This window comes from Curtobacterium sp. PhB128, from assembly GCF_004340725.1.
Classification (GTDB): Bacteria; Actinomycetota; Actinomycetes; order Actinomycetales; family Microbacteriaceae; genus Curtobacterium.
On record NZ_SLUR01000012.1, the window covers coordinates 121,320 to 132,949 of the forward strand.

9 protein-coding genes are annotated in these 11,630 nt (G+C 70.5%); 7 read left to right on the forward strand and 2 right to left on the reverse strand.

Annotated features, from left to right (window positions below):
* Positions 1 to 16 precede the first annotated feature (16 nt).
* Positions 17 to 577 carry a MerR family transcriptional regulator gene (locus EDF23_RS17525; protein ID WP_111085817.1) on the forward strand — a complete coding sequence of 187 codons (561 nt, stop codon included), beginning with the start codon at positions 17 to 19 and terminating at the stop codon, positions 575 to 577.
* A 342-nt stretch (positions 578 to 919) separates the two neighbouring features.
* On the opposite strand, the gene EDF23_RS17530 is transcribed toward EDF23_RS17525, so the two are convergent.
* Positions 920 to 1,741, reverse strand: a complete 822-nt coding sequence (locus tag EDF23_RS17530; RefSeq protein ID WP_131846268.1) for a ParA family protein — start codon at positions 1,739 to 1,741, stop codon at positions 920 to 922.
* A gap of 60 nt (positions 1,742 to 1,801) precedes the next feature.
* Between EDF23_RS17530 and EDF23_RS17535 the strand changes: the two genes are divergently transcribed.
* The 3 genes from EDF23_RS17535 to EDF23_RS19760 all read left to right on the forward strand — a co-directional run bounded on the left by EDF23_RS17535 (position 1,802) and on the right by EDF23_RS19760 (position 5,974).
* Entirely contained in the window at positions 1,802 to 5,212 is a 3,411-nt protein-coding gene (locus EDF23_RS17535) for a pyruvate carboxylase (protein WP_131922593.1), read from the forward strand.
* Position 5,213: 1 nt separating this feature from the next.
* Positions 5,214 to 5,717, forward strand: a complete 504-nt coding sequence (locus EDF23_RS17540; RefSeq protein WP_123292453.1) for a peptide deformylase — start codon at positions 5,214 to 5,216, stop codon at positions 5,715 to 5,717.
* A gap of 125 nt (positions 5,718 to 5,842) precedes the next feature.
* Positions 5,843 to 5,974 carry a hypothetical protein gene (locus tag EDF23_RS19760; protein WP_260095359.1) on the forward strand — a complete coding sequence of 44 codons (132 nt, stop codon included), beginning with the start codon at positions 5,843 to 5,845 and terminating at the stop codon, positions 5,972 to 5,974.
* Positions 5,975 to 6,091: 117 nt separating this feature from the next.
* On the opposite strand, the gene EDF23_RS17545 is transcribed toward EDF23_RS19760, so the two are convergent.
* The gene (locus EDF23_RS17545; RefSeq protein WP_243648974.1) at positions 6,092 to 7,987 is read right to left on the reverse strand and encodes a long-chain fatty acid--CoA ligase; all 1,896 of its coding nucleotides are present in this window, start codon (positions 7,985 to 7,987) and stop codon (positions 6,092 to 6,094) included.
* A gap of 122 nt (positions 7,988 to 8,109) precedes the next feature.
* On the opposite strand from EDF23_RS17545, the gene EDF23_RS17550 reads away from it, so the two are divergent.
* The 3 genes from EDF23_RS17550 (at position 8,110) to EDF23_RS17560 (ending at position 11,329) form a co-directional block, all read left to right on the forward strand.
* Entirely contained in the window at positions 8,110 to 9,063 is a 954-nt protein-coding gene (locus EDF23_RS17550) for an ROK family glucokinase (protein WP_111085799.1), read from the forward strand.
* A gap of 61 nt (positions 9,064 to 9,124) precedes the next feature.
* A complete protein-coding gene (locus EDF23_RS17555) occupies positions 9,125 to 9,850 on the forward strand; it encodes a lysophospholipid acyltransferase family protein (RefSeq protein ID WP_123292455.1) in 726 nt (241 codons plus the stop codon).
* Between the two features lie 93 nt (positions 9,851 to 9,943).
* Entirely contained in the window at positions 9,944 to 11,329 is a 1,386-nt protein-coding gene (locus tag EDF23_RS17560) for a 3-deoxy-7-phosphoheptulonate synthase class II (protein WP_131922594.1), read from the forward strand.
* Positions 11,330 to 11,630 lie beyond the last annotated feature (301 nt).

Consider the following 11,630-nt stretch of genomic DNA (forward strand, 5'->3'; position numbering starts at 1 on the left):
CGTGGAAGGCAAGCGCATGAGTGGGAACGACACCCCAGGCACCGAGTCGGACACGACGCGGTACGACCTCGGGCTGCTCTTCACCGACGGCCTCCCCGAGCACGACGAGCAGAACGGCTACCGCGGCACCGTCGCCGCACGTGCAGCCGGCATCTCGTACCGCCAGCTCGACTACTGGGCACGCACCGAACTCGTGCAGCCCACCATCCGCGGCGCTGCCGGCTCCGGTTCCCAGCGCCTGTACGGGTTCCGCGACATCCTCGTGCTCAAGCTCGTGAAGCGCCTGCTCGACACCGGCATCTCGCTGCAGCAGATCCGCACCGCCGTGAACCAGCTCCGCGAGTCGGGCGTGTCCGACCTCGCCCAGACCACCCTGATGTCCGACGGCGCCTCGGTCTACCTGTGCACCTCGGACGACGAGGTCATCGACCTGGTGTCCCGCGGTCAGGGTGTCTTCGGCATCGCGGTCGGCAAGGTCCTGCGCGAGGTCGAGACCTCCTTGGTCGAGCTCGACGCCTCCGCGGCGGCCGACCCGTCCGACGAGCTCGCCGCGCGCCGCGCTTCCCGCGCTTCCTGACCAGGTTCTCGTCCCGCGGATCGCCCCGAGTGGTCACGCACCGTCGTGTGCGCGTCGCCGAGTGGTCACGAACCGTCGTCCGCGCGGCCGTCGGCCCACAGTTGGTGACCGCTCGGCGGACGTGAGCGGGATGTTGTGACCGCTGGGCGAGCCGGGGCCGGGCGTGTCTGCCGGGGCAGAGACGGGCCTCCTGGCAGTCGGCGCGTGGTCACGAACCGTCGTGTGCGCGTCGCCGAGTGGTCACGAACCGTCGTTCGCGCCGCGGTCGGCCGACAGTCGGTGACCGCTTGGCGGACGTGAGCAGCGCGTCGCGCCCGCGCGTCGCGCCCGCGCGGCAGCGACCTACGCGCCTACGGCACCCGAACCGTCGGCGTAGGGCCCGATCTTGCCGGTCCGCATGATGCGCTCGAGCAGCTGGTCGAAGTTCTTCGCCATCTCCTGCGCGGACTCGCCGGGCCACACGTGCAAGGGCTTCGCGGCACCCTGCGCCTGCTGCAGCGAGGTGCGCTCGGGCAGCTGCGGCGACAGGACGAGCGGGCCGAACATGTCGCGGAGTTCCTTGATGCGGAACTGGTGCTCGAGCGACTGGACGCGGGCCCGGTTCACGATGATGCCGAGCGGCTGCAGGCGGGGGGAGAGACCGCGGCGGATCTCCTCGATGGCCCGCAGCGCACGGTCGGCTGCGGCGACGGAGAACAGGCCGGGCTCGGTGACGACGGTGACGCGGTCGGACGCTGCCCACGCGGTGCGCGTGAGGGCGTTCAGCGACGGCGCGCAGTCGATGAGCACGAGCTCGTAGTCCTGCTCGACGTTGGCCAGGGCCTCTTCGAGCTTCCAGATGTCGCGGATGGAGGGGTGCGGCCCGTCGAAGTTGATCGCGGAGGGCGACCCGACCATGACGTCGATCTTGCCCTGCGAACCCTTCGTCCACCCGGAGGGGGCGATCGCCTGACGGACGATCTTCTCCTTCGGGTTCTCGAGGACGTCGGCCACGTTGAGGTGTCCGGCGATGTTGATGTCGAGGCCGGTGGAGACGTCGGACTGCGGGTCGAGATCCACCACCAGCGTGCGCAGTCCCTTGGCGAAGGCGGCCGAAGTCAGGCCGAGCGTCACCGTCGTCTTGCCGACACCGCCCTTGAGGGAGCTCACGCTGAGTACATGCACGATCAGCAACGTTACCGCCACTAGGGTTGTCTCACCTCAACCCGGGCTGAAAGGGACGTCGTGTTCAGCAAGATCCTCGTGGCGAACCGTGGTGAGATCGCCATCCGCGCATTCCGTGCCGCGTACGAACTGGGGGCGCGCACCGTCGCCGTCTACCCCTACGAAGACCGGAACTCCCTGCACCGCCTGAAGGCCGACGAGGCCTACCTGATCGGTGAGCGTGGCCATCCGGTCCGGGCGTACCTGGACGTCTCCGAGATCATCCGCGTGGCGCGCGAGTCGGGCGCCGACGCGATCTACCCCGGGTACGGCTTCCTGTCCGAGAACCCGGAGCTCGCCGCCGCGGCCGCGGCAGCCGGCATCACGTTCATCGGTCCGGGCGAACACGTGCTCGAGATGGCCGGCAACAAGGTGACCGCGAAGGAGCACGCGATCGCGGCCGGCGTCCCGGTCCTCGCGAGCACCCCGGCGAGTCGCGACATCGAGGAGCTCATCGACGGCTCCGACGCCATCGGGTTCCCGGTGTTCGCCAAGGCCGTCGCCGGCGGTGGCGGCCGTGGCATGCGCCGGGTCGAGACCAAGCCCGAACTCCGTGCAGCGCTCGAAGCGGCGATGCGCGAGGCCGACAGTGCGTTCGGCGACCCGACCATGTTCCTCGAGCAGGCGGTGATCCGGCCGCGGCACATCGAGGTGCAGATCCTCGCCGACGCGACGGGCACCGAGGCGGGGACGATCCACCTGTTCGAGCGGGACTGCTCCGTGCAGCGCCGCAACCAGAAGGTCGTCGAGATCGCCCCGGCGCCGAACCTCGACCCCGCCGTCGCCCGGGCTCTGCACCGCGACGCGGTCGCCTTCGCCCGCTCGATCGGCTACGTGAACGCCGGCACCGTCGAGTTCCTGCTCGACACCGAGGGCGAGCGCGAGGGTCAGCACGTCTTCATCGAGATGAACCCGCGCATCCAGGTCGAGCACACCGTCACCGAAGAGGTCACCGACGTCGACCTGGTGCAGTCGCAGATGCGCATCGCCTCGGGCGAGTCGCTCGCCGACCTCGGCCTGTCGCAGGACACCGTCTCCGTGCACGGGGCCGCGTTGCAGACCCGCATCACGACCGAAGACCCCACGCAGGGCTTCCGGCCGGACACCGGCCGCATCACCACGTACCGCAGCCCCGGTGGCGCCGGCGTGCGCCTGGACGGCGGCACGGTCGCCACCGGTGCGCAGATCAGCCCGCACTTCGACTCGATGCTCGCCAAGATGACGTGCCGCGGACGCGACTTCCCGACTGCCGTCGCCCGTGCGAAGCGTGCCCTCGCCGAGTTCCGCATCCGCGGCGTGAGCACGAACATCCCGTTCCTGCAGGCCGTGCTCGAGGACCCGGACTTCGCCCGCGGCGACGTCTCGACCAAGTTCATCGAGGAGCGTCCGCAGCTGTTCAGCGGCCACGTGTCGAAGGACCGCGGCACCAAGGTCCTGAACTGGCTGGCCGACGTCACGGTGAACAAGCCGAACGGTGAGCGGTCTCCGCTGGTCACCGACCCGAGCGCCAAGCTCCCCGCCCTCGACCTCAGCGCCCCGGTGCCCGAGGGTCAGCGCGACGTGCTGCTGGCGCAGGGTCCGGCCGAGTGGGCGAAGGCACTCCGCGCCCAGACCCGGCTCGCCGTGACGGAGACGACGATGCGCGACGCGCACCAGTCGCTGCTCGCCACCCGCGTCCGCACGAAGGACCTCGTCGCCGTCGCACCGTACGTCGCGCGGCTCACGCCGCAGCTGCTGAGCGTCGAGGCCTGGGGCGGAGCGACGTACGACGTCGCCCTCCGGTTCCTCGGCGAGGACCCGTGGGAGCGCCTGGCCTCGCTGCGCGAGGCGATGCCGAACATCCCGATCCAGATGCTGTTACGCGGCCGCAACACGGTCGGCTACACCCCGTACCCGACCGAGGTGACGGACGCGTTCGTCGCCGAGGCCGCCGCCACGGGCGTCGACGTCTTCCGCGTGTTCGACGCGCTCAACGACGTCAGCCAGTTGCGACCGGCCCTGGAGGCAGTGCTCGCGACCGGCACGGCCGTCGCCGAAGCGGCGCTCTGCTACACCGCCGACCTCCTCGATCCTGCCGAGGACCTGTACACGTTGGACTACTACCTCCGCCTGGCGGAGCAGATGGTCGAGGCCGGCGCGCACGTCATCGGCATCAAGGACATGGCCGGCCTGCTCCGCGCCGGCGCCGCCGAGAAGCTCGTCGGCGCGCTGCGCGAGCGCTTCGACCAGCCCGTGCACGTGCACACGCACGACACCGCCGGTGGGCAGCTCGCGACGCTCCTCGCCGCCGCGCGTGCCGGTGCGGACGCGGTGGACGTCGCCTCGGCGCCGATGGCCGGCACGACGAGCCAGCCGAGCATGTCCGCGCTGGTCGCCGCCCTGGCCCACACGGAGCGCGACACCGGACTGTCCCTCGACGCGGTCGGCGACCTCGAGCCCTACTGGGAGGCGGTCCGTCGGGCCTACGCCCCGTTCGAGTCCGGGCTGCCGGGTCCGACGGGTCGGGTCTACAAGCACGAGATCCCCGGTGGTCAGCTGTCGAACCTCCGCCAGCAGGCGATCGCGCTCGGCCTGGGCGACCGGTTCGAGCAGGTCGAGGACTGGTACGCCGAGGCGAACCGGATCCTCGGACGCCCGACCAAGGTCACGCCGTCGTCGAAGGTGGTCGGTGACCTCGCGCTGCAGCTCGCCGCGGTGAACGCCGACCCGGCCGACTTCGAGCAGAACCCGGACAAGTACGACATCCCGGACTCCGTCGTCGGGTTCATGGCCGGCGAGCTCGGTGACCTGCCGGGTGGCTGGCCGGAGCCGTTCCGGACGAAGGTCCTGGCGGGCCGCGACGTCCGACTCGAGATCACCCCGGTGCCGGACGCCGAGCGCGCGCACCTCGACGCCGCCGGGCCCGAGCGCCAGCAGGCGTTGAACCGGCTGCTGTTCCCGCAGCCCACGGCCCAGTTCGAGCGGGTGCGCGAGCAGTACGGCGACCTGTCCGTGGTACCGACCGTCGACTACCTGTACGGGCTGCGCCCCGGGCAGGAGCACGTCGTGCCGCTCGGCAAGGGCGTCAACCTGTTCGTCGGGCTCGAGGCGATCGGCGAGGTCGACGACAAGGGCATCCGCACGGTCATGGCCACGATGAACGGGCAGCTCCGCCCGGTCTCGGTTCGCGACCGGTCGATCGAGGTCGAGACGAAGGTCGCCGAGCAGGCCGACAAGTCCGACCCGAAGCACGTCGCTGCGCCGTTCTCCGGTGTGGTGACGCTCAAGGTCGCCGTCGGTGACGTCGTCGAGGCCGGAGCGGCCGTGGCGAGCATCGAGGCGATGAAGATGGAAGCGGCCATCACGGCGCCCGTGGCGGGCACCGTCGGCCGTCTCGCGATCCCGGCGACCCAGCAGGTGGACGCCGGCGACCTCCTGGTGGTGCTGCAGTAAATTGACCGTCCGTCCCATCCGCCTGTTCGGCGACCCCGTCCTCCGTTCGCCTGCGGACCCGATCGCTCCGGCGGCACTCGGGTCGAGCGGGGTCCGCGACCTCGTGCAGGACCTGATCGACACCGTCAAGGAGCCCGGCCGCGCCGGTGTGGCCGCGCCGCAGATCGGTGTCGGACTCCGCGCGTTCTCGTACAACGTCGACGGCGAGGTCGGGTACGTCCTGAACCCCGAGGTCGTCGAGGTCTCGGGGGAGCCCGAGCTCATGGAGGAAGGGTGCCTGTCCGTTCCCGGGCTCGGCTACCCGACCCGGCGGCACCCGTACGCCAAGGTCCGTGGTGTCGACGTCGACGGCGCCGAGGTGGTGCTCGAGGGCACCGGGCTGATGGCCGAGGCGCTGCAGCACGAGGTCGACCACCTGGACGGCACCGTCTACGTGATGACGCTCGAACCAGAGGTCCGACGGCAGGCGCTGCGGGACATCCGGGCGCAGGAGTGGTTCCACTGATCCGCTGGTCATGAGTGCCTGCTCATGACACCCCCACGGGGGATTGTCGCTTTGTCCTGACGAAGAGGTACCGTATCCGCGTCGGCCTCCCACCGACGACCATCCCATCCCCCCAGGACTCCCGCATGACCAGTCAGACTGACGAGCTCAGCTCGCACCGCACCCGCACCAACCGTCGTCCGGCCGACACCACGGTCGCCACCGGTTCGACCGCCGTCCTCGACGCCCCCGCGACGGAGCAGTCGCCGGAGGCCTGAGCCCCGCGCGCGCCTGCACTCCGCGCGCACGCACCCCGCGCGCGCCTGGCGGAATCGGGCGTACCTGGTCGGAAGAAACGACCTGGTACGCCCGAAACGCCCCGGTACGCCGAGACGCTACGCGCGGCGCGCGCGACGCTCCTCGATGACGGGCGTCGCGGTCGTCTGCACCTTCGACCCCGAGTAGATGTGGTCGATGTCGGCCGCGAAGTCGCGCAGGATGACCGACCGCTTGATCGTCAGCTTCGGCGTCAGGTGTCCGGACCCCTCCGTCAGCTCGGTGTCCAGGATCGTGAACGACCGGACCGACTCGGCTCGTGAGACCCGGCCGTTCGCGGTGTCGATGGCCTCTTGCACGGCGGTGAGCACGCGTTCGTCGTACGCGGCCTCGTGCGCGGAGAGCGCCGGCGTGATCCCGCGGCTCTCGCACCACCCCGGGAGCATCTCGCGGTCGAGCGTGACGAGGGCGGCGATGAAGGGCTTGCCCTCGCCGACGACCACGACCTGCCCGATGAGCGGGTGCTCGCGGACGCCGTCCTCGAGCGGTGCCGGTGCGACGTTCTTGCCACTCGCGGTGACGATGAGTTCCTTGGCGCGTCCGGTCACCGTCAGGATGCCGTCGTCGTCGAGCCGTCCGAGGTCGCCCGTGCGGAACCAGCCGTCGTCGGTGAACGCCCGCTCGGTGGCCTCGTCGTTCCGCCAGTAGCGGTCGAACACGTCGACGCCGCGGATCAGGATCTCCTGGTCGTCGGCGATCCGGATCTCGACCCCGGGGAGTGCCGGGCCGACCGTCCCGATGCGCAGGTCCGCCGCACGGTTCACGGTCGCGGGGGCCGTCGTCTCGGTGAGTCCGTAGCCCTCGAGGATGAGCACTCCGATCGACCGGAAGAAGTGCGACAGCCGCGGCGAGAGCGGTGCCGAGCCACTGACCGCGTACTCGGTGCGGCCACCGAGGGCGTTCCGGAGCTTCGCGTAGACGAGCTTGTCGAACAGCTTGAACTTCAGGCCGAGCACGAGCGGGACCCGACCGGCGGCCAAGGCCTCGGAGTGGGCGACCGCGGTGTCTGCAGCGGCCCGGAAGACCTTCCCCTTGCCGCCGAGGTCGGCCTTCTGCTCGGAGGCGTTGTAGATCTTCTCGAACACCCGGGGGACCGCCAGCAGGAAGGACGGCTTGAACGACGACACGGCCTGCATGAGGTCCTTCGTGTCCGGCTCGTGGCCGACCAGCACCCCGGCCGACACGGACATCGCCGCGATGAAGCGGGCGAACACGTGGGCCATCGGGATGAAGAGCAGGGTCGAGGCGCCGTCCGCGACGACCTCGGGCATCGCGACACTGGCGTTCTCGACCGTCGCGGTGAAGTTGTCGTGCCGCAGGACGCACCCCTTCGGGCGTCCGGTCGACCCGGAGGTGTAGATGATCGTCGCGTCGTCGTGGCCGTGCACCGACGCCGTCCGCGCGTCGAGTTCGTCGTCGGTGACGTCCTCGCCGAGCCGGGTCAGGTCGTCGAGCCCGCCGCCGTCGATCGTCCAGTGCTGTCCGAGGTGCGGCAGGTCCGGGGCGATCGAGGCGACCCGACGCGCGTGCTCCTCCTGCTCGACGACGATCGCGACGGCCTCGGAGTCGGAGAGGATCCACCGGACCTGGTCGGGGGAGCTCGTCTCGTAGACGGGGACGGAGACCAGTCCTGCCGTCCACACCGCGAAGTCGACGAGGGTCCACTCCAGGCGGGTGCGGGACAGGATCGCGACGTGGGCACCGGGCTCGAGGCCGGCGGCGACGAAGCCCTTCGCGATGCCGCGAACCCTTGCCAACACCTCGCCGGCGGTGATCGTCGTCCACGTGTCGCCGTGGCGCTGGGCCAGGATCGGACGCGACGGCGTCAGACGGGCGCGGTCGCCGAGCAGCCGCGCTGCGGAGCCGTGGTCAGGAGCGACGGGGCCGCTCGTCGGACGCGAGGCGTGCCTCCCGGTCGGGACCTGACTGGCGCGTTCGGGTCGCTGATCGTTCACGGTGACTCCCTTGTCTGCCGGTTCGATTCGAGGGCGCCTCATCCTGCGAGGCGACACAGTCAGCATAGGACGCGTCACCGGGCGTTCCGTGAGTTCGCGGTGAACCGGTAGGCTCTTGGACCGTGCACGCCATCGGAATCGACATCGGGGGCACCAAGATCGCGGGAGCGGTCGTGACGGAACTCGGCGAGATCATCGCCGAGGACCGCGTGGCCACCAACGCTGCGGACCCGAACGCCATGCTCGACGACGTCGTCTCGATGGTCGAGCGACTCAGCTCAGGACACGAGGTCGGCGCGGTCGGCGTCGCGGCCCCGGGCTTCATCGACGCCTCGCAGTCGATCGTCTACTACACGCCGAACATCCGGTGGCGGAACGAGCCCCTGCGCCAGAAGCTGCAGCAGCGCCTCGGCGACCTGCACATCACGGTCGACAACGACGCCAACGCCGCCGGGTGGGCCGAGTTCCGCTTCGGCGCCGGCCGGCTCGTCTCCGACATGACGATGCTCACCATCGGCACCGGTGTGGGCGGCGCCATCGTGACCGAGGACCGCCTGTTCCGCGGTGGGTTCGGCACCGGCGGCGAGATCGGCCACCTGCGCATCGTGCCGAACGGTCTGCCCTGCGGCTGTGGCGCGCGTGGCTGCATCGAGCAGTACGGTTCCGGCCGTGCCCTGCAGCGGATGGCGAACGACGTCGCCGACGCCGGCGGCATCGGCTCCGCGCTGGCCGACGCGCGCGAAGCCAACGGCGGCGAGCTCGACGGACACATCGTGGGCGACCTGATCCTGGCCGACGACCCGGGTGCCCTCGCGGCGCTCCGTCGCCTCGGCCGCCACCTCGGTGAGGCCTGCGCCTCGCTGTCCGCGGTGCTCGACCCGCAGCTGTTCGTGTTCGGCGGCGGGGTCGCCAGCGCGGGGGACCGGCTGCTCGACCCCATCAAGCAGGCGTACCTCAACAACCTGCCGGCGCGTGGCTACCACCCCGAGCCGGACTTCGTGATCGCCGAGCTGGTGAACGACGCCGGAGTCGTCGGCGCCGCCGACCTGGCCCGCATCCACGCCCGCACGGCGTAACCGCGTACCGGCCCGCACGGCGTAGGGTCGCTCAGGCCCACCCCACCACCTGGAGTCGTCGATGACCTACTGGCTGCTGAAGAACTTCCTGCTCGGCCCGCTCATCCTCACCCTGTTCCGCCCGTGGGTGGTCGGCCGTGAGAACGTCCCCGCCAAGGGCCCGGTCATCTTCGCGTCCAACCACATCTCGTTCATCGACTCGGTGATCCTGCCGGCCGTGCTCGACCGGCGGCTGTCCTTCCTGGCGAAGAGCGACTACTTCACCGGGCGGGGACTCAAGGGCTGGGCGACGAAGACGTTCTTCAACGCCATCGGCCAGCTGCCGATCGACCGCTCCGGCGGCAAGGCGTCCGAGGCCTCGCTCCGCACCGGCCTGCAGGTCCTGGCGCGCGGCGAGCAGCTCGGCATCTACCCGGAGGGCACCCGCAGCCCCGACGGCAAGCTCTACCGCGGTCGCACCGGCATCGCGCGGATGATCCTCGAGGGCCGGGTGCTCGTCGTCCCCGTCGCCATGGTCGGCACGCGTGAGGTGCAGCAGATCGGGCAGCGCTTCCCGAAGATCAAGCGCGTCGGCGTGGTGTTCGGCAAGCCGCTCGACTTCTCGCGCTTCCAGGGATTCGAGACCGACCGGTTCATCCTGCGCAGCGTCACCGACGAGGTCATGCACGAGCTCGCGGGGCTGAGCCGTCAGGAGTACGTCGACGTCTACGCGACGAGCGTCAAGGAACGCGCGAGCTCCGCACGCGAGGCAGTCATGCGGGAACGGAAGTCGTCGCCCGCACGTTAGGCTCTGATGGTCCCGGCACTCCGCCAGGACGCCCGTTCTGCCGCCTTCCGGCGGCCAGGCGGGCCGCCCGCACAGAACACCGAGGTAACGCCCTTGTTCGAGTCGACCGACTTCGTCGCCCTGCAGGATCCGGACGTCATCGAGGGCCTCGACTATTGGCGCACCCTCCCCATCAAGCAGCAGCCCACGTGGCCCGACGCCGCAGCGGCCGAGGCCGCCTCGGCCGAGATCGCCACGCTGCCGCCCCTCGTCTTCGCGGGCGAGGTCGACAAGCTCCGCGAGCGGCTCGCCGCCGCCGCACAGGGCAAGGCGTTCCTGCTGCAGGGCGGTGACTGCGCCGAGACCTTCGCCGGCGCGACCGCCGACTCCATCCGCGACCGCGTCAAGACGATCCTGCAGATGGCCGTCGTCCTGACCTACGGTGCGTCGATGCCCGTCATCAAGATGGGCCGCATGGCCGGGCAGTTCGCCAAGCCGCGCTCGAGCGACTTCGAGACCCGCGGCGACGTCACGCTGCCCGCCTACCGCGGTGACATCGTGAACGGCTACGACTTCACGCCGGAGAGCCGGACGGCTGACCCGCGCCGCCTGGTGCAGGGGTACCACACGGCCGCGTCGACGCTGAACCTCGTCCGCGCCTTCACGCAGGGGGGCTTCGCCGACCTGCGTCAGGTGCACTCGTGGAACAAGGGCTTCGCGTCGAACCCGGCGAACGCCCGCTACGAGCACCTCGCCAAGGAGATCGACCGCGCGATCCGCTTCATGGACGCCTGCGGTGCCGACTTCGAGGCACTGAAGCACGTCGAGTTCTACGCGTCGCACGAGGGTCTGCTCATGGACTACGAGCGCCCGATGACCCGCATCGACTCGCGGTCCGGTCTGGCGTACGACACCTCCGGCCACTTCATCTGGATCGGGGAGCGCACGCGTGTCCTCGACGGCGCGCACGTGGACTTCCTGTCGCGGGTGCGGAACCCGATCGGCGTGAAGCTCGGCCCGACCACGAGCGTCGACGACATGAAGGCCCTGGTCGACAAGCTCGACCCGAACCGCGAGCCCGGCCGCCTGACGTTCATCACGCGCATGGGTGCCGGCAAGATCCGCGACGAGCTGCCCAAGCTGCTTGAGGCGATCAAGGGCATGGACGCCAACCCGCTGTGGGTCACCGACCCGATGCACGGCAACGGCCTGACCACGCCCACGGGCTACAAGACCCGTCGGTTCGACGACGTCGTGGACGAGGTCCTCGGCTTCTTCGAGGCGCACCGCCAGGTCGGTACGTACCCGGGTGGCATGCACGTCGAGCTCACCGGTGACGACGTCACGGAGTGCCTCGGCGGGTCGGAGCACATCGACGAGGCCACCCTCGCCACCCGCTACGAGTCGCTGTGCGACCCGCGGCTGAACCACATGCAGTCGCTCGAGCTCGCGTTCCTCGTGGCCGAGGAGCTCGGCGCGCACCCGCACGTGCGCGCGTAGCGCGCGACAGCGGGCCGGGTCAGTCCCGCCAGAGCGACAGAACCCCGCGAACCGTTGGCGGGGTTCTGTCGCTTCCGCGTGCCGGACGGGAGGCCCGTGGCGGCTCCGTGCCGCGCCTCCCGTCCGTCGTCCGGTCGCGTCCACTGCCGCTGCCCGCACTCGACGCGACCCTGCTCGCGAAAGCGACAGTGTGCCGCCGACCATCGGCGGGTGGATTCAAGTGGTCGGTGCAACACCGCCTGTCAGTGACGCCGAGAGTAGCTCGTCGAGAGCTTCTCTCGGCGTCATGGCGTCGAGGCGT